Source organism: Pseudomonas sp. P2S-1 (assembly GCF_057197725.1).
In genome coordinates this window covers 6,251,561-6,276,186 of sequence record NZ_CM170068.1, presented here as the reverse complement: position 1 = coordinate 6,276,186, position 24,626 = coordinate 6,251,561, and the positions used below count along the sequence as shown (strand labels likewise).

Below are 24,626 nucleotides of genomic sequence, written 5' to 3'. Positions count from 1 at the left end.
CGCAAAAACACATAACTAATTGATTTTAAAAGATAAAATAAAATGAACCGAATGGCATGGCCCGTGCTGCATAGAGATCAACGGAATGCACACGACCCAACAGCCCCGGAACCTCGACCATGACCCACGCCCTGCTCGCCCTGAACGCCCTGGCCCTGACTGCCGTGCTCGCCATGGGACTGATGCCTGCCAAGACTCCGGTGCATTCCGTGGACTATCGCACGTCGATGCAAGCGCGCCCCGCTGTGATGGGTCAGGCGACCGAAGTCCGGGCCCAGCCCGCACCCATGCACGAGCAGGAACGCTATTCGTTCTGAGCCGGCAAGCCCGCTTCCCTTAGCAAGACCAACAGGCGCTGCGCCGCCTCGGCGAGGGTGGTGGAGTTGTCGAGGTAACGCACATCGCCTCCCAGGTCACCAGAAACCCGTTGATTCCGGGCCAGACGCTCCTCGATCTCGGCTTCCGACTCCCGACCACGAACTGTCAGCCGATGGCGCAGGACATCCGCGGTAACAGTCATCAGGATCGGTAACAGGTCGGAATACTTTTCCCGGGCCTCCTGCAGATGCCCCCGGGAGCCATTGACCAGCACCCAGCGCCCTTCGGCCAGCCAGGCGTCGATTTCGGCAGGAATGCCATAACGCAGCCCGTTGGCCTCCCAATCGAGGGCGAACGCGCCCTGTTCACGTAGCGAAAGGAACTGCGCAAGCGTTACACTATGCGCCTCTTCGCCGATCGCCTCGGCGGAGCGCGTAATGACCCGCCGCACGACCGCCACGCCAAGCCCCGCAAGGGCCGGTCTGGAGTGATCGATCACGCTGTCCTTGCCGGAACCCGAAGGCCCCATCAGGAATATCAGCCTGCCACGAGAGTGCGACGGGGCCGCGGAGCTTGCGTCATGCTGCATAGCCACTATGCTCATAGATAGGAAAAGCGCAGGTATTTTAGGCGGTTTCCGTTACCTTTTCGCTGGTCGGTTTCGACAGTCAAAAAGGTGGCTGAATCAGGCCAGAGGGCGAATTTCAACTTTTCAAACCAGTGCTCATTTCTGATAATTGGTACTGGCAAAAAGCCTCCACCCGGTTCAATATTTGTCACAGAATTGACGCCAAGGAACCGGCGACAATGAGGCATCATTGCGACCTCATTCACAATTCAGGTTGAACATTTGACCGCTCCGATGGTCCTAGTCTCATCGCGCGGCCAACTTCAAGAACCGCTTCCCCTGAACTAAACCGGTCAATTATATGCGCCCAATGAAACAGGCTATCTACTCAAGCCGCACCGCAGACAAATTCGTCGTCCGCCTCCCAGACGGAATGCGTGAGCGCATTGCCGAGGTTGCGCGTAACCACCACCGCAGCATGAACTCCGAGATCATTGCCCGCCTGGAACAGAGCCTGATCCAGGAAGGCGCACTGGGCGACGAGTTGAGCATGCGCCTGGACAGCCCGGAACTGTCCCTGCATGAGCGCGAGCTGCTGCAACGCTTCCGCCAACTGTCCCACCGCCAGCAGAACGCCCTGGTTGCCCTGATCGCCCATGACGTCGAGATGGCTGCGGACGCTTCCTGATCTTTCTTCGCTGAACTCGATTCAGAGCAAAACGCCCGGTGCAAGTGATTGCACCGGGCGTTTTGCTTTTTGGGGAGCTATAAGCCTCAAGCTTTAAGCGGCAAGAAAAAGCAGTCCGCGTCACCACAGGCTTCTTCTTATGACTTGCAGCTTGTAGCTTGAAGCCCAAGCACAAAAAAGCCAGCGCGAAGCTGGCTTGTCTGATTGGACGATGGCTTACAACAGGAACAGCGTGGCCAAGCCCAGGAAGATGAAGAACCCGCCACTGTCGGTCACAGCCGTAATCATCACACTGGACCCCATCGCCGGGTCGCGCCCCATCCGCACCAGGGTCATCGGGATAAACACCCCCATGAACGCCGCCAGCAGCAGGTTGAGGGTCATGGCGGCGGTCATCACCACTCCTAGCGACCAACTGCCATAGAGCAGGAAGGCCACCACCCCGATCACCCCACCCCAGATCAGGCCGTTGATCAGCGAGACAGCCAGTTCCTTGCGCATCAGGCGCGTGGTGTTGCCGGGGCTGACCTGGTCCAGCGCCATGGCGCGGACGATCATGGTGATGGTCTGGTTGCCCGAGTTGCCGCCGATACCGGCAACGATCGGCATCAAGGCCGCCAGGGCCACCAGCTTCTCGATCGAGCCTTCGAACAGGCCGATCACCCGAGAGGCGACGAAGGCGGTGATCAGGTTGATCGCCAGCCACGCCCAACGGTTGCGCAGCGAACGCCAGACCGAGGCGAAGATGTCTTCTTCCTCGCGCAGACCGGCCATGTTCAGCACTTCGGTTTCGCTTTCTTCACGAATCAGGTCGACCATTTCGTCGATGGTCAGACGGCCGATCAGGCGGTCGTTCTTGTCGACCACCGGGGCCGATACCAGGTCGTAACGTTCGAAGGCCTGGGCGGCGTCGTAGGCGTCTTCGTCGGGGTGGAAGCTGACCGGATCGTCGGCCATGACCTCGGCGACCTGCTTGTCCGGGTCGTTGACCAGCAGACGCTTGATCGGCAGCACGCCCTTGAGGATGCCGTCGTAGTCGACGACGAAGAGTTTGTCAGTGTGGTTCGGCAGCTCCTTGAGCCGGCGCAGGTAGCGCAGGACCACTTCCAGGCTGACGTCTTCGCGGATGGTGACCATCTCGAAGTCCATCAGCGCACCGACCTGCTCCTCGTCATAGCTCAGCGCCGAGCGCACACGCTCGCGTTGCTGGGCGTCGAGGGTTTCCATCAGCTCGTGGACGACGTCCCGCGGCAGCTCGGGGGCGAGGTCGGCGAGTTCGTCGGCGTCCATCTCCTTGGCGGCGGCGAGCAGTTCGTGATCGTCCATGTCGGCGATCAGGGTCTCGCGGACCGAGTCGGATACTTCGAGGAGGATGTCGCCGTCGCGCTCGGCCTTGACCAACTGCCATACGGTCAGACGGTCATCCAGGGGCAGCGCTTCGAGAATGTGGGCAACGTCGGCAGAGTGCAGGTCATCGAGCTTGCGTTGCAGCTCGACGAGGTTCTGCCGGTGGACAAAACTCTCTACGTGATCGTTATGCGCGCCTTCCTGACGGTGGGTCAGGTCTTCGACCAGGCGCTGACGCTGCAGCAGTTCGACCACCTGGGCGAGGCGGTCCTGCAGGCTTTCCTGCGTTTTCTTTGCTTCTACTTCAGTCATAGGCGAACTCCACTCCCAGCAGCAGAGCACGCCGGGAGGATCAATCAGTCACATCGTGATTGGCAAGACAGGCTTTTAAGTAACTACTGGGTAAGTCCATGGTGGTATTCCACAAGCCCCGGCGGGGCTGACGGGCGCAATCATACACCGCTTGAGCTGTCTGAGGGCTGAAAATATCGGTGAAAACAATCGTTTGCGAAAACGCCGTAGGCAAACGCGCGAATCCATCAATGCGACGGCGAGCGCCCAGGAAAAAGCACACGCACTACTGAAAAATTAGCACGCGCCGGCTGGCATTGAGTGACAAATTATTTATCGGGATCAACAAATCGCGGAAAACAAAAAGCCCGCCATGTAGGCGGGCTCTTCGTTTTGTATGGTGCACTCGACAGGATTCGAACCTGTGACCGCTCGGTTCGTAGCCGAGTACTCTATCCAGCTGAGCTACGAGTGCAGGGTTGGTATTTGATAAACCAGATCACCACTGGTTGAAGCTGAAGCAACTTTCAGCGAAACTTGCTTCGTCTTGTATGGTGCACTCGACAGGATTCGAACCTGTGACCGCTCGGTTCGTAGCCGAGTACTCTATCCAGCTGAGCTACGAGTGCAGGGTTGGTACTTGATGGACCAGATCACCTCTGGTTGAAGCTGAAGCAACTTTCAGTGAAACTTGCTTCGTCTCTATGGTGCACTCGACAGGATTCGAACCTGTGACCGCTCGGTTCGTAGCCGAGTACTCTATCCAGCTGAGCTACGAGTGCATTTGAAGCCGCGCATTATAGTTCGCTAAATCGTTTTTGCAACCACTTTTTCGTTTAATTTCAACGACTTAGTGATTCATGCCAGATTACAGCGCCCTACATGAATAATGGCGGAGAAGGGGGGATTCGAACCCCCGATACCCTTGTGAGGTATACTCCCTTAGCAGGGGAGCGCCTTCGGCCACTCGGCCACCTCTCCGCAACACGGGGCGTATAATAACCAGAGCCTTCCCCGTTTGCAAACTCTTTTTTGAAAAAAAACTGAGAAAAATTAAAGGCTTGGTTCTTCGTCCTTCTCTTTCTTGATCCGCAGGTAGATTTCCTCGCGGTGTACAGCCACTTCCTTCGGTGCATTGACGCCAATGCGCACCTGGTTTCCTTTGACGCCGAGCACGGTCACGGTGATTTCGCCATCGCCAATGATCAGGCTTTCGGCACACCTACGAGTCAGAATAAGCATACGTTACTCCTCAGGGGATTCAGTTCAGGGACAACAGTCTGTGGGTGAAACAGGCTTCGGACTGCAACCAGGACGGCTACGGGCCTACGCCAGAGTATTGACTAGGTGAAGGGAGGCACCCGGCTCAAATAAAGAGGGGCGCGGCATGGCCGCGCCCCAGGGGACAACGCTTACTCGCCCGAACGCGCCGGAGCGTCCAGCTCGAAGGCGGTATGCAGAGCGCGTACAGCCAGCTCCAGGTACTTCTCTTCGATGACCACCGAGACCTTGATCTCGGAAGTGGAGATCATCTGGATGTTGATGCTCTCCTTGGCCAGGGCTTCGAACATGCGGCTGGCAACACCCGCATGGGAGCGCATGCCGACACCGACGATGGAGACCTTGGCGATCTTGGTGTCGCCAATCACTTCACGGGCGCCGATCTCGGCAGCGGTGCTCTTCAGCACGCCCATGGCCTTCTCGTAGTCGTTGCGGTGCACGGTGAAGGTGAAGTCGGTGGTGTTATCGTGCGAAACGTTCTGCACGATCATGTCGACTTCGATGTTCGCGGCGCTGATCGGGCCGAGGATCTTGAAAGCCACGCCCGGGGTATCCGGTACGCCACGGATGGTCAGCTTGGCTTCATCGCGGTTGAAGGCGATGCCGGAAATGATCGGCTGTTCCATGGATTCCTCTTCATCAATGGTAATGAGGGTACCCGGACCCTCCTGGAAGCTGTGCAGCACGCGCAGCGGAACGTTGTACTTGCCGGCGAACTCGACGGCACGGATCTGCAGCACCTTGGAACCGAGGCTGGCCATTTCCAGCATCTCTTCGAAGGTGATCTTGTCCAGGCGCTGGGCCTGGGACACCACGCGCGGGTCGGTGGTGTAGACGCCATCCACGTCGGTGTAGATCTGGCACTCGTCAGCCTTCAGGGCCGCCGCCAGGGCCACGCCGGTGGTGTCGGAACCACCGCGACCGAGGGTGGTGATGTTGCCTTGCTCGTCGACGCCCTGGAAACCCGCGACCACGACCACACGGCCGGCCTTGAGGTCGCCACGGATCTTCTGGTCGTCGATTTGCAGGATGCGCGCCTTGTTGTGCGCGCTGTCGGTGAGAATCCGCACCTGGTTACCGGTGTAGGACACCGCCGGAACGCCACGCTTCATCAGTGCCATGGCGAGCAAGGCGATGGTCACCTGCTCACCGGTGGACACGATCACGTCCAGTTCACGCGGAACCGGCTGATCGCTGATCTGCTTGGCCAGGTCGATCAGGCGGTTGGTTTCGCCGCTCATCGCCGACAGTACAACCACCAGGTCATCGCCAGCTTCGCGGAATTTCTTGACCTTTTCGGCAACCTGCTCGATTCGCTCGATTGTGCCGACCGAGGTGCCGCCAAATTTCTGTACGATCAACGCCATTTCAAAGCCGCCTCAGCCCGTGAAGGGCACCCAATAAACAAAACACAACGCCGACGGCCCGTCACTAGACGACGGGCCGTCGGCGCCTCAGACACCCTGCTCTGCGAATGGCACGGCCAGGGCCAGTGCAGTGTCCAGCGCTGCGGCGTCCACGCCACCGCCTTGCGCCATGTCCGGACGACCGCCACCCTTGCCACCCACCGCCGCAGCGGCTTGCTTCATCAAATCCCCGGCTTTGAGTTGGCCGGTGAGGTCCTTGGTCACGCCGGCGACCAGTACGACCTTCTCTTCGTGGACACTGCCGAGCAGGATCACTGCGCGGCCGAGCTTGTTCTTCAATTGGTCGACCAGGGCCAGCAGGGCCTTGCCGTCCTGACCGTCCAGGCGCGCAGCCAGGACCTTGACGCCCTTGACGTCCACCGCGCTGTTGGCGAGGTCGTCACCGGCGGCACTGGCGGCCTTGGCCTGCAGCTGCTCCAGCTGTTTCTCCAGCTGGCGGTTGCGCTCCAGCACGGCCGAGAGCTTGTCGATCAGGTTGTCGCGGCTGCCCTTGACCAGTTGCGCAGCTTCCTTGAGCTGCTCTTCGGCGGCGTTCAGGTAGGCCAGTGCCGCTGCACCGGTGACCGCTTCGATACGGCGCACGCCGGAAGCCACGCCACCTTCGCTGACGATCTTGAGCAGACCGATATCACCGGTACGCTTGGCGTGGATACCGCCGCACAGCTCGACCGAGAAGTCGCCGCCCATGCTCAGGACCCGCACGCTGTCGCCGTATTTCTCGCCGAACAGCGCCATGGCGCCCTTCTGCTTGGCGGTGTCGATATCGGTCTCTTCGGTCTGCACTTCGGAGTTCTTGCGCACTTCGCGGTTGACGATCTCTTCCAGTTGCTTGATCTGCTCTGGCTTGACCGCTTCCGGGTGGCTGAAGTCGAAACGCAGGCGCTGGCTGTTCACCAGGGAGCCCTTCTGTTGTACGTGCTCACCCAGGACCTGACGCAGCGCAGCGTGCAGCAGGTGGGTGGCGGAGTGATTCAGCGCAGTGGCTTTCTGCACGTCGGCATCGACCTTGGCCTCGACCTGGGCGCCCACCACCAGGTTGCCGCTGGCGATCACGCCGTGGTGCAGGAAGGCACCACCGGTCTTGGTGGTGTCGCGCACGTCGAAGCGTGCAGCGCCGGCCTGCAGGTAACCGGTGTCACCGATCTGGCCGCCGGATTCGGCGTAGAACGGGGTGCGGTCGAGGATCACCACGCCCTCCTCGCCTTCACCCAGTTGCTCGACGGACTGGCCGTCCTTGTACAGGGCGACGATCTTCGCGTTGCCTTCGGTGGCGCTGTAGCCGAGGAACTCGGTGTCGACGTCGACCTTGACCAGGCTGTTGTAGTCCAGGCCGAAGGCGCTGGCGGAACGGGCGCGCTCGCGCTGCGCTTCCATTTCACGCTCGAAGCCTGCCTCGTCGATGCTCAGCTCGCGTTCGCGGGCGATGTCGGCGGTCAGGTCCATCGGGAAGCCGTAGGTGTCGTACAGCTTGAACACCACTTCGCCCGGGATGACGCTGCCTTTCAGCTCGGTCAGGTCCTGCTCGAGGATCTTCAGGCCCTGTTCCAGGGTCTTGGCGAACTGTTCTTCCTCGGTCTTCAGCACGCGCTCGATGTGCGCCTGCTGGGATTTCAGCTCAGGGAAGGCTTCGCCCATCTCGGCCACCAACGCGGCGACGATCTGGTAGAAGAAGCTGCCCTTGGCGCCGAGCTTGTTGCCGTGACGGCAGGCGCGACGCACGATGCGGCGCAGCACGTAGCCACGGCCTTCGTTGGACGGCACCACGCCGTCGGCGATCAGGAAACCGCAGGAACGGATATGGTCGGCCACCACTTTCAGCGAAGGCTGGCCTTCGTCGGTGCAGCCGATGGCCTTGGCCGAAGCGGCCAGCAGGCTCTGGAACAGGTCGATCTCGTAGTTCGAGTGGACGTGCTGGAGGACCGCACTGATGCGTTCCAGGCCCATGCCGGTGTCCACCGATGGCGCCGGCAGCGGGTGCAGGACGCCGTCCGCGGTGCGGTTGAACTGCATGAAGACGTTGTTCCAGATCTCGATGTAGCGGTCGCCGTCTTCTTCCGGCGAGCCGGGTGGGCCGCCCCAGATGTCGGCGCCGTGGTCGTAGAAGATCTCGGTGCACGGGCCGCACGGGCCGGTATCGCCCATGGTCCAGAAGTTGTCGGAGGCGTATGGCGCGCCCTTGTTGTCGCCGATGCGAACCATGCGCTCGGCTGGCACGCCGACTTCCTTGGTCCAGATGTCATAGGCTTCGTCGTCGCTGGCGTAGACCGTGACCCAGAGCTTCTCCTTCGGCAGGTTCAGCCACTTGTCGGAGGTCAGGAAGGTCCAGGCGAAGGTGATGGCGTCGCGCTTGAAGTAGTCACCGAAGCTGAAGTTGCCCAGCATTTCGAAGAAGGTGTGGTGACGCGCGGTGTAGCCGACGTTTTCCAGGTCGTTGTGCTTGCCGCCGGCACGCACGCACTTCTGGCTGCTCACGGCGCGGGTGTAGGCGCGCTTTTCCTGGCCCAGGAAGCAGTCCTTGAACTGGTTCATCCCGGCGTTGGTGAACAGCAGGGTCGGGTCGTTGCCCGGAATCAGGGAGCTGGAGGCGACTCGGGTGTGTCCCTGCTCTTCGAAGAATCGAAGGAAGGCTTCACGGATTTCTGCGCTTTTCATAGGTTCTTCCACGGAAACGGCGGCCTGAGGCAAATGTGCGCGTCAAATGACGAAAACGACGGCAAAGGGCCGCATTATAGCCAGCCTGCGTGCCAGTTGTAGTGGGTTTATACGCTGCAAACCGCCATTGACGGATGAAAAGAAGGTTAATCGGGGCGATTTGATTAGCAGGCTATGCGTTCCGGCAAAATCTATGTTACAAAATCCCCCGCCATCACCCATGATGGCAACGTTCTCAGGGCGGGGTGCAATTCCCCACCGGCGGTAATTGCGCCCAGCGCGCATAGCCCGCGAGCGCTTGCAGGCAAGGCTTTGCAAGGTCAGCAGACCCGGTGTGATTCCGGGGCCGACGGTCACAGTCCGGATGAAGAGAGAACGGGATAGGCACCTTGTGTCCGTTCGTCCGCATTTTCGCGAACGACCATCCCTTTCGATCCAGATGCCCTGTTTCTCATACAAACAGGAGTCCGTTTCAATGCAAGCAACCCCAATCGACAGCAAAGCCCACGGCAACGAGCGTATCGCCTTCGTCCAGGCTTGCTGGCACAAGGATATTGTCGATCAGAGCCGCAAGGGCTTCGTCGAGCAGATGGCCAAGCATGGTTATCAGGTGGGCGATATCGATTTCTATGAGGTCGGTGGCGCCTTCGAGATCCCGCTGCATGCCAAGTTGCTGGCACGTAGTGGCCGCTATGGCGCGATCGTCGCCGCTGGCCTGGTGGTGGATGGCGGGCTGTACCGCCATGAGTTCGTCGCCCAGTCGGTGATCAGCGGGCTGATGCAGGTGCAACTGGAGACCGAAGTGCCGGTGTTCTCTGTGGTGCTGACCCCGCATCACTTCCATGCCGGTGACGAGCATCAGAAGTTCTTCTTCGAGCATTTCGTGCTGAAGGGCGAGGAAGCGGCGAATACCTGTGCCGATACCCTGCTGAAGCTGCGGGCGTTGCGCCGCAGTGAAGTGCCGCAGAAGGTGGCGGTGTAAACAAGAAGGCCGCGGTTGATACCGCGGCCTTTTTGGTTGTCTGTTCCGGCCTCATCGCTGGCAAGCCAGCTCCCACAGGGTCCGAGTCGCTGCAGAACCCTATGGGAGCTGGCTTGCCAGCGATGAGGCCGGTACTACTGGCCTAGTCCTTCAGCCGAAGCCGGAACGATCAGGATCCCCGCCCGCAATCCATTCTTCACCTTGGGATTGGGGAAAATGATCCTCGCCCCCTCCTCCTCCACGATCCAGCGGGTTTCCGCCAGGTCCTCCGCCAGCAGATACCCCTTGGCCAGCTCCGAGAAGTTCTCGATATCCGCCGGCAAATGCAGGTGGAAGCTGTCACTGTGCTTGATGATCTCCCGGGCCACGCTGAACAGTTGCAGGCCATCCAGCTCATCAGCCTGCTCCGGCTCCTTGCCTTCGATGATCTGGATCAGCCGCGCCTCCAGGCGCTCCAGATTGACCTGCTGGTTCTGCCCGAACGGCCGCGCCTTGCCCAGCTCCAGGGTGAAGGCCTCGGCCCCCAGCTGTTCATAGGTGTAGGCGGTGAAGGTGATCGAGGTCTTGCTTTGCAGCAGCACCGCTTCCATCCCGGCGGCGCGCAAGCGCGCCAGCTCGCGACGGGAATGCTGGCGCCCTTCTTGGTAGGGATAGAGGGCGAACTGCTCGATCCTGGAGCCGCGGATCGCGGTGTGCAGGTCGTAATGCAGCCGGGTGCGTCTTGGCTCGCGGAAGAAGGTCGCCGCCAGATGCTCGAGGTCCCCGGCACGCAGGGCCTCCGCACCACTGGACAGCTCGTGCCGGCCATTGAACAGGCGGTTCACGTCCTGCTCGATATACCGCTCGCCCTTGCGCATCGCCTCGGGGTTGCCGAACAGGAACAGGATCCGCGCCCTTGGATGAACTTCACCCTTGGCAATCCGCCCGATCAGATCGTCGAGCAGCTCGATGGGCGCGGTCTCGTTACCATGGATGCCGGCGGACAACAGCAAGTCCAGCCCGTTGTCCCGGGCCTGCGGCGGGCAGACTTCCAGCGCCCCCTCGGCCAGCCAGCGCAAGCGTACCCCCTGCACCGTCACCTGGGTCTTCTCGGCCGGTTCGCGACCGGCCAGGGTCAGATCAAGCAGTTTGCCGAGGGAGAGCATGGGCGTTTCCTTAGTGATGATGTCCGCAATCGGGACCGTGGACGTGATCGTCATCGTCGCCGGCATCCGCCGGCTCCATTTCCAGTTGCAGGCTGACCAGGTTGGTCGCCAGCGGACGCAGCAGCAGGTTGGCGTATTCGCTGTCGCCTTCCTCGACGTCGACGCCGATCAGCAACTGACCGCGGCCGTCCTGCTGGATCCACACTTCCTTGCCCTGCCAGATCACCGCAAAGCGGCTGGTGGAGGCTTCGCGCTGGTTGCCATCTTCGTCTTCAAGGATCAGTTGCAGGGCGTCGGACATTTTCAGGTGCTCTTTCAGGGGTTGAGTTGGAACGGATAGACCGAGCCCAGCTTGAGAATCCGGGTCAGCTCATCCAAAGCCGTACGGCACTCCACCAGCAGTTGCGGATCGGCCAGGTCGCTTTCGACGAGGCGGTCGCGGTAGTGCTTGTCGACCCATTGGGTCAGGGTGTCGTACAGCGGGGCAGTCATGATAACCCCTGGATTGACCGCCGCCAGTTCCGTTTCATTCAGCGCGACACGCAGCCGCAGGCAAGCCGGGCCACCGCCGTTCTGCATGCTCTGCTTGAGGTCGAAGACACGCACCTCGGAAATCGCCCCGTTCTGGCCGGTCAGGCCGTTCAGGTAGGCCCAGACCCGCTCGTTGTTGCGGCATTCTTCCGGCACCACCAGCAGCATCGAACCGTCATCGCGGGACAGCAGCTGGCTGTTGAACAGGTAGGAACGCACCGCGTCCTCCACCGTCACCTGGGCCCGTGGCACGCAGATGGCCTTGAAGTTGACGCCCCGCTTGGCCAGCTTGTCCTTCAGCTCGGCAAGAACGCGCTCGGTCTCGAGGAAGGCGTCCTCGTGATAGAACAGCACCTCGCCGTTGCCTACGGCGATCACGTCGTTATGGAACACGCCCTGATCGATCACTGCCGGATTCTGCTGAGCATAGACCACGCCGTCATCGCTCAGGCCGTGCAGGCGGGCCACGGCTTGCGAGGCTTCCAGGGTCTGGCGGGCAGGGTATTTCTGCGGCGCCGGGTAGCGGGTGTCGAAGGCGCTGCGACCGAAGACGAAGAACTCGACCCCAGGCTCACCGTAGGCACGGCAGAAACGGGTGTGGTTGGCCGCGCCTTCGTCACCGAACTGCGCCACCGCCGGCAACGCGGCGTGGTGGGCGAAGTGCTGCTGATTGGCGAACATGGCGCCCAGCACGCGGCTGGTGGTCGGGTGCTCGATGCTGCGGTGGTACTTGCAGTTCAGGTTGGCGGCGGTGAAATGCACGCGGCCGTCGGCGGTGTCGGCGCTCGGGCTGACGGTGGCGGCGTTGGCCACCCACATGCTCGATGCCGAGCAGCTGGCGACCAGCAGCGGCATGGCTTCTTTTGCCGCACGCTGGATCACTTCGGCATCGCTGCCGCTGAAGCCCAGGCTGCGCAGCGCTGCCACGTCCGGGCGCTCCTGCGGCGCCAGCACGCCCTGCTGGAAGCCCATGTCGGCCAGGGCCTTCATCTTGGCCAGGCCCTGCAGCGCCGCTTCACGCGGGTTCGAGCCCTGCTGGCTGTTGCTCTGCGAGGCCACGTTGCCGTAGGACAGGCCACCGTAGTTGTGGGTCGGTCCGACCAACCCATCAAAATTCACTTCAAACGATTTCATCGGTCAAGGCTCCGTGAACCTGTTGTTATAGGGCGACGCCGGGCGTCAGCGTGGCGGGCAGGACCAGGCTGGCGGTTTCCAGCGAGGCGACCGGGTAGGCGCAGTAGTCCGCCGCGTAATAGGCACTGGCGCGGTGGTTGCCGCTGGCGCCGACGCCACCGAACGGTGCGCTGCTGGCGGCGCCGGTCAGTTGCTTGTTCCAGTTGACGATGCCGGCACGGCTTTCCAGCCAGAACTGCTGGTAGCGCGCATGGGAGTCCGACAGCAAGCCAGCGGCGAGACCGTACTGGGTGTTGTTGGCTTCGGCGATGGCGGCCGGGAAGTCCGCATAGCGAATCACTTGCAGCAGCGGGCCGAAGAACTCTTCGTCCGGGCGCTCGGCCACGGCGCTGACATCGAGGATGCCCGGGGTCAGCAGTGCTGCGGTGGACTGCGGCTGGGTCATCTCCAGCAGCGCGGTCGCGCCGTTGGCCAGCAGGTTCGCCTGAGCGTCCATCAACGCCTTGGCCGCACCGAGGGAGACCACGGAGCCCATGAACGGCGCCGGTTGCTGGTCGAAAGCACCTACGGAAATGTTCTTGCTGACTTCCACCAGACGCGCCAGCAGGCGATCGCCCCAGGCGCCTTGCGGCACGAGCAGGCGGCGTGCACAGGTGCAGCGCTGGCCGGCGGAGATGAAGGCCGACTGGATGATGGTGTAGACCGCCGCGTCCAGGTCCTTGACCTCGTCCACCACCAGCGGGTTGTTGCCGCCCATTTCCAGGGCCAGGATCTTGTCCGGGCGCCCGGAGAACTGCTGGTGCAACAGGTTGCCGGTACGGCTGGAGCCGGTGAAGAACAGGCCGTCGATACCCGGATTGGCCGCCAGGGCCACGCCGGTTTCACGGGCGCCCTGGACCAGGTTCAGCACACCTGCCGGCAGGCCGGCGTCGATCCAGCATTTCACCGTCAGCTCGGCGACCTTCGGGGTCAGTTCGCTCGGTTTGAACACCACCGCGTTACCCGCCAGCAGCGCCGGAACGATATGGCCGTTGGGCAGGTGGCCGGGGAAGTTGTACGGACCGAACACCGCCACCACACCATGGGGCTTGTGGCGCAACACGGCGGTGGCATCGGCCAGCGGGCCGCTCTTCTCGCCGGTACGCTCGCGGTAGCTCTGCACGGAAATGGCGACCTTGTTGACCATGCTGGTCACTTCGGTGGCGGCTTCCCACAGTGGCTTGCCGGTTTCCTCACCAATGCAGCGGGCCAGTTCGTCAGCGTTGGCTTTCAGTTGTGCGGCAAAGGCTTCCAGCACGGCGATGCGCATGTCCAGCGACTGCCGCGCCCAGCCCGGGAATGCCTGGCGTGCGGCGGCAACCGCCTGCCCGACCTGCCCGGCATTGGCGCCCTGCCCTGCCCAGACCACCGCCTGGGTCACCGGGTTGAGGGATTCCAGGGCGTCGCCCTGACCGGCCTGCCATTGGCCTGCGATGAAGTGAGTGGTCATTGGTTGGCCTCCCGGGGCGCGGACAGTGCAACGGCGCGGACCTGGTCGCCAGCGCTCAGGCGCAGGCGCTTGGCGGTCTGTGGATCGACCACCAGGGTGCCGGCCGCCAAGCGCGCAGGCGCTGCGGCGATGCGGCAGTCCTCACGCTTGCGGTTGTGAATGATGAACGGCGTGGCGTCGTCGCCCGGAGTGCCGATCGCCAGCACCAGCGGCTGGCTGTCGCGCACCGCGCGGATGCGGCGGGTTTCGCACTCGATGGCCGGGCCGGCGTCGAAGATGTCGACGTAGCCCTGGTAGCTGAAACCTTCGCTCTTGAGCATCGACAGCGCCGGTTCGGTGTCGGTGTGTACACGACCGATGACTTCGCGCGCCGCCTCGGAAAGGAAGCAGGTGTACAGCGGGAACTTGGGCATCAGCTCGGCGATGAAGGCCTTGTTGCCGACGCCGGTCAGGTAGTCGGCCTGGCTGAATTCCATCTTGAAGAAGTGCCGGCCCAGGCTTTCCCAGAACGGCGAACGACCCTGCTCGTCGGACATGCCACGCATCTCGGCGATGATCTTGTTGCCGAACAGCTCGGGGAACTCGGCGATGAACAGCATCCGCGCCTTGGACAGCAGACGGCCGTTGAGGCCGGTGCGGCTGTCGGCCCGCAGGAACAGCGAGCACAGTTCGGAGTTGCCGGTCAGGTCGTTGGCCAGGAACAGGGTCGGGATTTCCCGGTAGATATTCAGCTCCTGGGAGGCGCTGACGGTCAGGCCGACCCGGTAGTTGTACCAGGGCTCGCGCAGGCCGACGGCGCCGGCGATGGCGGAGATGCCGACCACTTCGCCGGCATCGTTCTCCAGCACGAACAGGTAGTCGGCATCGCCACGCTCGGCCTCGCCGCGGAAGGTCTTCTCGGCCCAGCCGACCCGGTGGGCCAGGCGTTCCTCGTTGGCCGGCAAGGTGGTCAGGCCGGTGCCGGTGCTGCGCGCCAGCTCGATCAGCGCGGGCAGGTCGCTGCTGCGTACGGGACGAACGATCATGCTATCTCCTCGGGCAGGCGCGCCATGGGCGCCCGCGAAACTCAGTCAGTATCAAACCGCGACCAGGCGCACGCTGGCGCCCTCGCCGACACCCAGCGCCTCGACGGCTTCCGGGCTCAGGTAGACCGGCTTGCCCGGCACCCAGTCCAGCTCCAGCAGTACCGCGCGGTAATCCTGCAACTGGCCGTTGGTTACCAGGTACTGACGGCCGCCCTTGGTCGGCTGCTCCTGCAGCTTGACCGGCACGACCCGGCTCTGGGCAATGGAACGGATGCCGGACACCCGCGCATGCAGGGTCGGGCCGCCGTCGAAAATGTCGATGTAGTGATCGGTCTCGAAGCCTTCGCGCATCAGGATGTCGAAGGTGATCTGCGCCCGCGGGTGGACCTGGCCCATGGCTTCCTGGGCTTCGTCCGGCAGCAGCGGCACGTAGATCGGATAGTGCGGCATCAGCTCGGCGAGGAAGGTACGGCTCTTCAGGCCGCACAGGCGCTCGGCCTCGGCGTAGTTGAGATCGAAGAAGTTGCGCCCGATGGCGTCCCAGAACGGCGAGTCGCCGTTTTCATCGCTGTAGCCGACGATCTCGGTGACCACCGACTCGGCGAAACGCTCCGGGTGCGAGGCCATGAACAGCAGGCGACCACGGGAGTTGAGCTCGGCCCAACCGGTGTTCACCAGCTCGGGCAGCACGTAGAAGCTGGTCAGCAGGCTGTTGCCGGTGAGGTCATGGCACTGGGAGAGGACGTGGATCTTGTTGTGGATCTTCAGCTCGCGGGAAGCGTGGACGAAGGTCTCGTTGCGAAAGCTGTAGAACGGCTCGGAATAGCCGGCCGAGGCGACGATGGCCGAGCAGCCGACCAGCTTGCCGGTGGCCGAGTCCTCGAGGACGAAGAAATAGCTCTCCTCGCCGTTGAAACTCACTTCGGCGGCGAAGGAGGTTTCCGAGGCGGAAATCTTGTCGCCCAGGCGACCGGCATCGTCCGGCAGGGACGTGACACCAATGGGACTGTCCGCAGCCAGGCGCTGTACTTCATCCAGGTCAGCCATTTGCGCGGGTCGCATCACCAGCATGGTGTCACTCCTTTCGGGTATACGGGCCGACATGGCGTCGGCGCAAAAAAAGCGGCGTGTGCGGGTCGGGGCACAGGCCACGGGAATCGGTTCGCTGGCCGAGTCAGCGGCCAGCGAAGGTGCAGCGGGGGCGAATCAGGCCTGGGTCAGCTTGGCGGCAGCGCGCTCGAAGCGGTCCAGACCTTCGTCGATATCGGCATCCTCGACCACTAGGCTCGGGGCGAAGCGGACCACGTCCGGACCGGCCTGCAGGACCATCAGGCCCTCTTGCTCGGCAGCGTTGAACACGTCCTTGGCCTTGCCTTTCCAGGCGTCGGTCAGCACGCAGCCGATCAGCAGGCCGCGACCGCGGACCAGGCTGAACAGGCCGTACTTCTCGCCGATCTGCTCCAGGCGCGACTTGAAGCGCTCGTGCTTGGCCTTGACGCCGTTGAGCACTTCAGGGGTGTTGACGATATCCAGCACGGCGTTGGCGACGGCGCAGGCCAGCGGGTTGCCGCCGTAGGTGGTGCCGTGGGTGCCGACGGCCAGGTGCTTGGCCAGTGCGTCGGTGGTCAGGATCGCGCCGATCGGGAAACCGCCGCCCAGGCTCTTGGCGCTGGAGAGGATGTCCGGGATCACGCCGTAGTGCTGGTAGGCATACAGCTCGCCGGTACGGCCGACGCCGGTCTGCACTTCGTCGAAGATCAGCAGCGCGTTGTACTGGTCGCACAGGGCGCGGGCGCCTTCCAGATAGGCCTGGTCGGCCGGGACCACACCGCTCTCGCCCTGGATCGGCTCGATCACCACGGCGCAGGTCTTGTCGGAGATCTGGGCTTTCAGGGCTTCCAGGTCGTTGTACGGCACATGGCTGATGCCGGTGATCTTCGGACCGAAGCCGTCGGAGTACTTCGGCTGGCCGCCGACGCTCACGGTGAACAGGGTGCGGCCGTGGAAGCTGTTGACGGTGGCGATGATCTCGTGTTTTTCCGGACCGAAGCGGTCATGGGCAACACGACGGGCCAGCTTGAACGCGGCCTCGTTGGCCTCGGCGCCGGAGTTGCAGAAGAACGCGCGGTCGGCGAAGGTCGCGTCGACCAGCTTGCGTGCCAGTTGCAGGGCCGGCTCGTTGGTGAAGACGTTGGATACATGCCACAGCTTGTTGGCCTGTTCGGTCAGCGCGCTGACCAATGCCGGATGGGCATGCCCCAGCACGTTAACGGCGATGCCGCCGGCGAAATCGATCAGCTCACGGCCCGACTGGTCCCAGACTCGGGAACCGGCGCCGCGCACGGGAATGAAGGCGGCTGGCGCATAGTTGGGAACCATTACCTGGTCGAAATCGGCGCGTTGCACCGGAGCTTGCTCAACGGACATCGGAGTCTCCTGAAGAGGAACGCCTGCCTGGAACTGGCGAGCGATGGGGGGATTGTAAGGAGAGATGAACACTTGGCCTTGTCGCCAAGCGACAACTTCTTATAGCGCCAAACCCTGTTTTTCCAAGGCTTTCGGCAATGCGACAAATAGCTTCGCAAAGGCGCAGTTTAAACGGTGCGGGGGGCTGGCGGGGAGTGGCTTGGGGGCGGGAAAGGCAGGAAATTCAAGGTGTTCGATGATTGACAGGGTGCCAGATGGTTTTTCTGTGGATTTGAGGGCCCTATCGCTGGCAAGCCAGCTCCCACAGGGTTTTGTGCTGGCCACAGGATTTGCGGCCGACGCGATCACTGTGGGAGCTGGCTTGCCAGCGATGAGGCCCTGAAGGTCAACCGCGCTCGGCAGGAACAGAGGAGAGTTCAAAGGGCGAACTGCTGCGCCGCTGGTTCCGGTCTTCCCGCGGCGTCGCACCGAAGAAGTTGCGGTAGGCACTGGAGAAATGCGGCCCCGACGAGAACCCGCAGGACAGCCCGATCTGGATGATCGACTTGCTGGTCTGCATCAGCATCTGCCGCGCCTTGTTCAGGCGCAGTTCCAGGTAGTATTGGCTCGGCACCCGGTTCAGGTACTGCTTGAAGATCCGCTCCAGTTGACGGCGGGACACACAGACATGCTGGGCAATCTCGTCGGTGGTCAGCGGCTCCTCGATATTCGCTTCCATCAGCAGCACGGCCTGGGTCAGCTTCGGATGGCTTGAACCGAGACGATTCTGCAGCGGAATACGCTGGCGCTCGCCACCCTCGCGAATGCGCTCGACCACCAGTTCCTCGGACACCGCCCCGGCCAGCTCGGCCCCGTGATCCCGGGCCAGCACCGCCAGCAACAGGTCCACCACCGACATCCCGCCGCACGCAGTCAGGCGATCGCGATCCCAGTCGAACAAGTGGCTGGTGGCAATCACCTTGGGGAAGCGCTCGGCGAAATCATCCTGCCAGCGCCAGTGCACTGCCGCCCGATAGCCATCCAGCAAACCCAGTTGCGCCAGCGGATAGACCCCCGCCGACAAACCGCCGACCACACAACCGGAACGCACCAGTTGCTTGAGCGCCGCGCCCAATGCCGCGCCCACCGCCAGCGGGGGCTCGTCGGCCAGCAGGAACAGCTTCTGGCAATTCTCCAGACGCCCGATCCACGGCTCGCCCGGCAGGCGCCAGTCACCCTCGACCGGCGTTTCGGCCTGGAGGAAAGCCAGTTCGTAAGCCACCTCCGGGTGCACCTTCTGCGCCACCCGCAATACCTCTTCCGCCAGCGCCAGGGTCAGGGCCTTGGTGCTGGGCCAGATGAGAAAACCGATTCGCTGGGTGGTCATGAGCTGAGGTCCGAAACCTGAGGTGAGTCTGATGCCCGCAAGGATAGGCGGACTGGAGCAAATGTGGCGCAGGCTGCGCGGGTGGCGCAGCATGACCTATTTTGGTGCAAAGCGGCAGTCTTAACCCAAGACCACTTATTTCAGGCTGCCGGAAAGGAACTGCTGCAGACGCTCGGACTGCGGGTTGACCAGCACTTCACGCGGGTCGCCACGCTCTTCCACCAGGCCCTTGTGCAGGAACACCAGTTGGTTGGACACCTCGCGGGCAAAGCCCATTTCGTGGGTCACCACCACCATGGTCCGGCCTTCCTGGGCCAGGGACTGCATGACTTTCAGGACGTCACCCACCAGCTCCGGGTCCAGGGCCGAAGTCGGTTCGTCAAACAGCATCACCTCGGGCTCCATGGCCAGGGCCCGGGCGATCGCCACGCGCTGCTGCTCGCCGCCGGACATATGGCCCGGATAGGCGTCCTTGCGATGAGAGACGCCGACCTTGGCCAGGTAATGCTCGGCCTTCTCCAGCGCTTCCTTCTTGCTCACGCCGAGCACGTGCACCGGCGCTTCGATGATGTTTTCCAGGGCGGTCATGTGCGACCACAGGTTGAAGTGCTGGAACACCATCGACAGCCGCGAACGCATGCGCTGCAGCTGCTTGGGATCGGCGGCCTTGAGCGCGCCGTCCTTGTTGGCCACCAGCTTCAGCTCTTCGTTGTTCAGCAGGATCTTGCCGGCGTGGGGCTGCTCCAGCAGGTTGATGCAGCGCAGGAAGGTACTCTTGCCCGAGCCGCTGGAGCCGATGATGCTGATCACGTCGCCGGCCTTGGCGGCCAGGGACACGCCCTTGAGCACTTCATGGCTGCCGTAGCGTTTGTGCAGGTCCTGGATTTCGAGTTTGTACATGCTGTCGGTTCTCACAAGGCCCGGGGCGTGACGGCACGCCCTGGGCGAATCAGTTAGCCGCGGGCATCAGCCCTTGCGCGGCGCCAGGTAGCCGAGCCAGCGGCGTTCGGCGAGCTTGAACAGGCGGACCAGGATGAAGGTCAGGCACAGGTAGAACACGCCGGCGGTGATGTAGGCCTCGAACGGCAGGTAGTACTGGGCATTGACGGTCCGCGCGGCGCCGGTGATGTCGATCAGGGTGACGATGGAGGCGAGACTGGTGGTCTGCAGCATCATGATCACTTCGTTGCTGTACTGCGGCAGCGCCCGGCGCAGGGCCGACGGCAGGAGGATGCGGCGATACATCTTGTAGCGCGACATGCCCACCGCCTTGGCCGCCTCGATCTCGCCATGGGGCGTGGCCTTGAGGCTGCCGGCGATGATTTCTGCGGTGTAGGCGCTGGTGTTGATGGCGAAGGCCAGGCAGGCGCAGAAAGTCGCGCTGGACAGCCACGGCCAGAGGAAGCTCTCGCGCACCACGGCGAACTGGGCCAGGCCGTAGTAGATCAGGAACAGCTGGACCAGCATCGGCGTGCCGCGGATCACGTAGGTGTAGAGCCAGGCGGCGAAGTTCACCAGCGGCTGTTTCGAGACCCGCATCAAGCCCAGCGGAATCGCCGTGAGCAGACCGAAGAACAGGGAAATCGCCAGCAGCTTGAGGGTGGTCAGCAGCCCGCCCCAGTACAGCGGCAGCGCCTCCCAGATGACGTTGTAGTCGAAGATCATAGTTCAGCCGCCTTTACGCCAACCGAGTAGCGCTTTTCCAGGTAACGCAGGGCCAGCAGCGAGACGCTGGTGATCACCAGGTACATCGCGGCCACCGCCAGGAAGAAGGTGAAAGGCTCGCGGGTGGCGTCGGCCGCCTGCTTGGCCTTGAACATCATGTCCTGCAGGCCCACCACGGAAATCAGCGCGGTGGCCTTGGTCAGCACCAGCCAGTTGTTGGTGAAGCCGGGAATCGCCAGGCGGATCATCTGCGGCACCAGCACGCGGAAGAACACCTGCACATTGCTCATGCCGTAGGCCATGCCGGCCTCGGCCTGGCCTTTCGGGATCGCCATGAAGGCGCCACGGAAGGTTTCCGAAAGATAGGCCCCGAAGATGAAACCGAGGGTGCCGATACCCGCGACCAGCGGGTTGAGGTCGATGTAGTCGTCGTAGCCCACCAGAGGAGCGACGCGGTTGAGGATGTCCTGGCCGCCGTAGAAGATCAGCAGGATCAGGACCAGATCGGGAATGCCGCGGATCACCGTGGCATACAGATCGCCGAGCCAGGCGAGCCAGCGCACCGGCGACAGACGCAGGGCCACCCCGATCAGGCCAAGCACGATGGCCAGGGCCATGGACGACAAGGCGAGCTGTAGCGTCAGCCACGCTCCATCGAGGATGACTGCCCCGTAGCCTTTCAACATGATGAGGTCCTCGACCTTAGGGATGAAAAAATGGTGCAAGCCTCAGCGCTTCTGCTGCTTGCACCATTGAACAGGTGACACGACGCCGGTTAGTTGGTTTCCGGGCCGTAGATATCGAAGTTGAAGTACTTGTCCTGGATTTCCTTGTACTTGCCGCTGGCGCGGATGCCGTCGATGGCGGCGTTGATACGCTCCAGGTTTTCCTTGTCGCCCTTGCGCACGGCGATGCCGATGCCGTCGCCGAAGTACTTGGCGTCGGTGAAGGCCGGGCCGGTGAAAGCATAGCCCTTGCCCGCGTCAGTCTTCAGGAAACCGTCTTCCAGCAGCGTAGCGTCAGCCACGGTGCCGTCCAGGCGGCCGGCGGTGATGTCCAGGTAGATCTCGTTCTGGGTGCCGTAAGGAACGATGGTGGCGCCTTTCGGGGCCAGGACTTCCTTGGCGAAGCGGTCGTGGATCGAACCGCGCTGCACGCCGATCTTCTTGCCTTGCAGTTCGCTCAGGCTGTCGCTGACGGTGGTGCCGTCCTTCATCACCAGGCGGGCCGGGGTCAGGTAGTAGCGCTTGGTGAAGTCGACCGATTTCTTGCGGTCGTCGGTGATCGACATGGACGACAGGATGGCGTCGATCTTGCGCACTTTCAGCGCCGGGATCAGGCCGTCGAACTCCTGCTCGACCCAGGTGCACTTGACCTTCATCTGCTCGCACAGGGCGTTGCCGATGTCGTAGTCGAAGCCGACGATACTGCCGTCCGGGGCTTTCGAGGCGAAGGGTGGGTAGGCGGCTTCGATGCCGATGCGCAGCGGCTTCTCGTCGGCCACGGACACCAGGGAGAACATGGACAGCGCCAGTGCGCCAAGCAATGCGAGTTTCTTCATCTGGGAACTCCAATCGGTAAAGGGCAATGCCAGGCAGTACGACTGCCCACTATGCGAATGAGTACAACGCAGAGCTGCGCGGGACCGGACCACAGGCCAGGTGTCACGAGCGAGTGATCGGCATTTTAACGACAGCTCGGAAGCCGATATTTCTTCAAAGCGACAAGTAGTTACAGAAGCCTTTGAAGAGCGGCCGGGAGATATTGACAGCTTCGGAGGAATATGCAAAAGCGGAAAACAAATAACCCATGACTGAAGCAATAACCGGGCCCATTATTGGCAAACCCTTGTATCACGGCAAGTCCAGCCGTTTGGGTGTGGGAAATTTCATCTTTCGCCGCACCATTTTTGAGCATAGCCGTTTCCTTACGCCCCGTTTTTGTACGAAAGACCTGTGGGAAAGGTTACCGATGAAAGTCGAAGTAACAAAAAAGCCCAAGGCCCCGGAGGCGGGTTGCCTACGGGGCCTTGGGCTGATTTCTTTGATCTTTGTGTTGGAACTGATGGCCTCATCGCTGCGGTGCGGCGGTCCGACAAGCCAGCTCCCACAGTGACCGCGTCGGCCACAGGTCTTGCGATCAACACAAAACCTGTGGGAGCTGGCTTGCCAGCGATTGGGCCATCAGCAACACAGCCAAATCCGGCTCAGTACATCAAGCCACATTCATGGTCTTGTGCGTCTCCACCAGATGCGCCACCACACCCGGGTCGGCCAGGGTCGAGATATCGCCCAGGGAATCGTACTCGGCCGTGGCGATCTTGCGCAGGATACGGCGCATGATCTTGCCCGAACGGGTCTTCGGCAGGCCCGGCGCCCACTGGATGACATCCGGCGAGGCGATCGGACCGATCTCCTTGCGCACCCAGTTCTTCAGCTCGATGCGCAGCGCTTCGCTCGGCTCCTCGCCACCGTTGAGGGTGACGTAGACATAGATGCCCTGCCCCTTGATGTCGTGCGGCACGCCAACCACCGCGGCCTCGGCGACTTTCGGGTGGGCGACCATGGCGCTTTCGATCTCGGCGGTACCCATGCGGTGCCCGGAAACATTGAGCACGTCGTCCACGCGACCAGTAATCCAGTAGTAGCCGTCCTCGTCGCGACGGGCACCGTCACCGGTGAAATACATGCCGCGGAAGGTCTTGAAGTAGGTGTCGACGAAGCGGTCGTGGTCGCCGTACAGCGAACGCGCCTGGCCCGGCCACGAATCGAGGATTACCAGGTTGCCCTCGGCAGCCCCTTCGATCAGGTTGCCCAGGTTATCCACCAGGGCCGGCACCACGCCGAAGAACGGACGGGTCGCGGAACCTGGCTTCAATGCGGTAGCGCCTGGCAGCGGGCTGATCAGGATGCCGCCGGTCTCGGTCTGCCACCAGGTGTCGACGATCGGGCAACGCTCCTTGCCGACGGTCTGGTGGTACCAGTTCCAGGCTTCAGGGTTGATCGGCTCGCCCACCGATCCAAGCAAACGCAGGCTGGAGCCATCGGCACCGGCAACAGCGGCCTGACCTTCGGCCATCATGGCGCGGATCGCGGTCGGTGCGGTGTAGAGGACGTTGACCTTGTGCTTGTCGACGATCTTCGACACGCGGGTGATATCCGGATAGTTCGGCACGCCTTCGAACAGCAGGGTGGTCGCGCCGTTGGCCAGCGGGCCGTAGACGATGTAGCTGTGGCCGGTGACCCAGCCGACGTCGGCGGTGCACCAGTAGACTTCGCCCGGACGGTAGTCGAAGACCCGCTCGTGGGTCATCGAGGCGTAGACCAGGTAGCCGCCGGTGGTGTGCAGCACGCCCTTCGGCTTGCCGGTGGAACCGGAGGTGTAGAGGATGAACAGCGCTTCCTCGGCGCCCATTTCCTTCGGCGCGCAGACGCTGCCGGCCACTTTCATCAGGTCTTCGTACCAGATGTCGCGGTGCTGGTTCCACTTGATGTCGGCACCGGTGCGCTTGCACACGATGACCTTCTGGATGCTGTTGGTCTCGGGGTTGGTCAGGGCGTCGTCGACGTTGGCCTTGAGCGCGGTACGGCGACCGCCACGCAGGCCTTCGTCGGCGGTGATCACCACCTTGGACTTGCAGTCGATGATGCGGCCGGCCAGGGCTTCAGGGGAGAAGCCGCCGAAGACCACGGAGTGGATCGCGCCGATCCGGGCACAGGCCAGCATGGCGACCACGGCTTCGGGGATCATCGGCATGTAGATGGTGACCACGTCACCCCGGTGCACGTCCTGGCCACGCAAGGCGTTGGCGAACTTGCACACTTGCTCGTGCAGCTCGCGGTAGGTGATGTTGCGGTGCTCGGAAGGGTCGTCGCCTTCCCAGATGATTGCGACCTGATCGCCACGCTCTTCCAGATGACGGTCGAGGCAGTTGTAGGAAACGTTCAGGGTGCCATCGGCGAACCACTTGATATCGACATGGTGGTCGTCGAAGGAGGTCTGCTTGACCTTGGTGAAGGGCTTGATCCACTCGAGGCGCTGGGCCTGCTCACGCCAGAAGCCGTCCGGGTTGACCACCGACTTCTGGTACATGGCCTTGTAGGTGGCCTCGTCGGTCAGGGTAGTCGCCGCAACCTCGGGACGAACGGGGTACAGGGAAGCCGCACTCATCTTTGTTACCTCGGTGTAATAGTTGTTTTTGTATGACCTCGTTTTAACTGTACCAGAGCCATCAGGGCCATTCGACGTTGGTAGTAACGCCATGGTCTTTTGGCCACCTATGGCAGAAAA

The 24,626-nt window shown here is 62.4% G+C and carries 21 protein-coding genes, 4 tRNA genes and 1 riboswitch; of the genes, 3 read left to right on the top strand and 22 right to left on the bottom strand.

Annotation, left to right across the window (positions count from 1 at the left end; translation table 11 throughout):
* Positions 1 to 119: 119 nt before the first annotated feature.
* Positions 120 to 317 (top strand): hypothetical protein, encoded by a 198-nt coding sequence (locus AC2CQI_RS28275; RefSeq protein ID WP_484578548.1) that lies wholly within the window; start codon positions 120 to 122, stop codon positions 315 to 317.
* Here the strand turns inward: AC2CQI_RS28275 and phnN are convergent.
* Positions 305 to 907: a phosphonate metabolism protein/1,5-bisphosphokinase (PRPP-forming) PhnN gene (gene phnN / locus AC2CQI_RS28270; protein ID WP_484578547.1), complete on the bottom strand. Its 603-nt coding sequence runs from the start codon at positions 905 to 907 to the stop codon at positions 305 to 307. The two genes, AC2CQI_RS28275 and phnN, sit on opposite strands and share 13 nt — an antisense overlap.
* A 340-nt stretch (positions 908 to 1,247) precedes the next feature.
* On the opposite strand from phnN, the gene AC2CQI_RS28265 reads away from it, so the two are divergent.
* Complete coding sequence (locus AC2CQI_RS28265; protein WP_003254499.1) at positions 1,248 to 1,574, top strand: Arc family DNA-binding protein; 327 nt, start codon at positions 1,248 to 1,250, stop codon at positions 1,572 to 1,574.
* Positions 1,575 to 1,790: 216 nt separating this feature from the next.
* On the opposite strand, the gene mgtE is transcribed toward AC2CQI_RS28265, so the two are convergent.
* From mgtE to alaS, 8 genes are all read right to left on the bottom strand, one after another.
* A complete protein-coding gene (gene mgtE / locus AC2CQI_RS28260; protein WP_484578546.1) occupies positions 1,791 to 3,233 on the bottom strand; it encodes a magnesium transporter in 1,443 nt (480 codons plus the stop codon).
* A 377-nt stretch (positions 3,234 to 3,610) separates the two neighbouring features.
* Positions 3,611 to 3,687: transfer RNA gene (locus tag AC2CQI_RS28255), tRNA-Arg, on the bottom strand.
* Positions 3,688 to 3,764: 77 nt separating this feature from the next.
* Positions 3,765 to 3,841, bottom strand: a tRNA-Arg gene (locus AC2CQI_RS28250).
* Between the two features lie 76 nt (positions 3,842 to 3,917).
* Positions 3,918 to 3,994: transfer RNA gene (locus tag AC2CQI_RS28245), tRNA-Arg, on the bottom strand.
* Positions 3,995 to 4,102: 108 nt separating this feature from the next.
* Positions 4,103 to 4,193, bottom strand: a tRNA-Ser gene (locus AC2CQI_RS28240).
* 72 nt (positions 4,194 to 4,265) lie between these two features.
* Positions 4,266 to 4,454, bottom strand: a complete 189-nt coding sequence (gene csrA / locus AC2CQI_RS28235) for a carbon storage regulator CsrA (protein WP_003175645.1) — start codon at positions 4,452 to 4,454, stop codon at positions 4,266 to 4,268.
* Positions 4,455 to 4,624: 170 nt separating this feature from the next.
* Positions 4,625 to 5,860 carry an aspartate kinase gene (locus AC2CQI_RS28230; protein WP_075802752.1) on the bottom strand — a complete coding sequence of 412 codons (1,236 nt, stop codon included), beginning with the start codon at positions 5,858 to 5,860 and terminating at the stop codon, positions 4,625 to 4,627.
* Positions 5,861 to 5,947: 87 nt separating this feature from the next.
* Complete coding sequence (alaS, locus tag AC2CQI_RS28225) at positions 5,948 to 8,572, bottom strand: alanine--tRNA ligase (RefSeq protein WP_484578545.1); 2,625 nt, start codon at positions 8,570 to 8,572, stop codon at positions 5,948 to 5,950.
* Between the two features lie 227 nt (positions 8,573 to 8,799).
* Positions 8,800 to 8,953, top strand: a riboswitch (FMN riboswitch).
* 94 nt (positions 8,954 to 9,047) lie between these two features.
* Here alaS and AC2CQI_RS28220 point away from each other — a divergent pair.
* On the top strand, positions 9,048 to 9,554 hold the full coding sequence (locus AC2CQI_RS28220) for a 6,7-dimethyl-8-ribityllumazine synthase (protein ID WP_484578544.1): 507 nt from the start codon (positions 9,048 to 9,050) through the stop codon (positions 9,552 to 9,554).
* A gap of 134 nt (positions 9,555 to 9,688) precedes the next feature.
* On the opposite strand, the gene astE is transcribed toward AC2CQI_RS28220, so the two are convergent.
* The 13 genes from astE to acs all read right to left on the bottom strand — a co-directional run bounded on the left by astE (position 9,689) and on the right by acs (position 24,506).
* Positions 9,689 to 10,699, bottom strand: a complete 1,011-nt coding sequence (gene astE, locus AC2CQI_RS28215; protein ID WP_484578543.1) for a succinylglutamate desuccinylase — start codon at positions 10,697 to 10,699, stop codon at positions 9,689 to 9,691.
* A gap of 10 nt (positions 10,700 to 10,709) precedes the next feature.
* Positions 10,710 to 11,000 (bottom strand): topoisomerase II, encoded by a 291-nt coding sequence (locus AC2CQI_RS28210; RefSeq protein ID WP_075802756.1) that lies wholly within the window; start codon positions 10,998 to 11,000, stop codon positions 10,710 to 10,712.
* Positions 11,001 to 11,014: 14 nt separating this feature from the next.
* Positions 11,015 to 12,364, bottom strand: coding sequence for an N-succinylarginine dihydrolase (astB, locus tag AC2CQI_RS28205; protein WP_484578542.1), 1,350 nt, complete (start codon positions 12,362 to 12,364; stop codon positions 11,015 to 11,017).
* A 25-nt stretch (positions 12,365 to 12,389) separates the two neighbouring features.
* On the bottom strand, positions 12,390 to 13,853 hold the full coding sequence (gene astD / locus AC2CQI_RS28200; RefSeq protein ID WP_484578541.1) for a succinylglutamate-semialdehyde dehydrogenase: 1,464 nt from the start codon (positions 13,851 to 13,853) through the stop codon (positions 12,390 to 12,392).
* Positions 13,850 to 14,878 (bottom strand): arginine N-succinyltransferase, encoded by a 1,029-nt coding sequence (astA, locus tag AC2CQI_RS28195; protein WP_484578540.1) that lies wholly within the window; start codon positions 14,876 to 14,878, stop codon positions 13,850 to 13,852. Before astA ends, astD begins: the two co-directional genes overlap by 4 nt.
* 51 nt (positions 14,879 to 14,929) lie before the next feature.
* Entirely contained in the window at positions 14,930 to 15,949 is a 1,020-nt protein-coding gene (gene aruF / locus AC2CQI_RS28190; protein WP_075802760.1) for an arginine/ornithine succinyltransferase subunit alpha, read from the bottom strand.
* Positions 15,950 to 16,084: 135 nt separating this feature from the next.
* Positions 16,085 to 17,305, bottom strand: coding sequence for an aspartate aminotransferase family protein (locus AC2CQI_RS28185; protein ID WP_484578539.1), 1,221 nt, complete (start codon positions 17,303 to 17,305; stop codon positions 16,085 to 16,087).
* 385 nt (positions 17,306 to 17,690) lie between these two features.
* Positions 17,691 to 18,671: a transcriptional regulator ArgR gene (gene argR / locus AC2CQI_RS28180; RefSeq protein ID WP_484578538.1), complete on the bottom strand. Its 981-nt coding sequence runs from the start codon at positions 18,669 to 18,671 to the stop codon at positions 17,691 to 17,693.
* Between the two features lie 135 nt (positions 18,672 to 18,806).
* On the bottom strand, positions 18,807 to 19,571 hold the full coding sequence (locus AC2CQI_RS28175) for an ABC transporter ATP-binding protein (protein ID WP_075802763.1): 765 nt from the start codon (positions 19,569 to 19,571) through the stop codon (positions 18,807 to 18,809).
* 66 nt (positions 19,572 to 19,637) lie between these two features.
* A complete protein-coding gene (locus AC2CQI_RS28170) occupies positions 19,638 to 20,336 on the bottom strand; it encodes an ABC transporter permease (RefSeq protein ID WP_075802764.1) in 699 nt (232 codons plus the stop codon).
* Positions 20,333 to 21,022: an ABC transporter permease gene (locus tag AC2CQI_RS28165; protein ID WP_075802765.1), complete on the bottom strand. Its 690-nt coding sequence runs from the start codon at positions 21,020 to 21,022 to the stop codon at positions 20,333 to 20,335. Before AC2CQI_RS28165 ends, AC2CQI_RS28170 begins: the two co-directional genes overlap by 4 nt.
* 89 nt (positions 21,023 to 21,111) lie before the next feature.
* Positions 21,112 to 21,897: an ABC transporter substrate-binding protein gene (locus AC2CQI_RS28160; RefSeq protein ID WP_484578537.1), complete on the bottom strand. Its 786-nt coding sequence runs from the start codon at positions 21,895 to 21,897 to the stop codon at positions 21,112 to 21,114.
* A gap of 653 nt (positions 21,898 to 22,550) precedes the next feature.
* Positions 22,551 to 24,506 carry an acetate--CoA ligase gene (gene acs, locus AC2CQI_RS28155; RefSeq protein WP_075802767.1) on the bottom strand — a complete coding sequence of 652 codons (1,956 nt, stop codon included), beginning with the start codon at positions 24,504 to 24,506 and terminating at the stop codon, positions 22,551 to 22,553.
* Between the last annotated feature and the right edge of the window lie 120 nt (positions 24,507 to 24,626).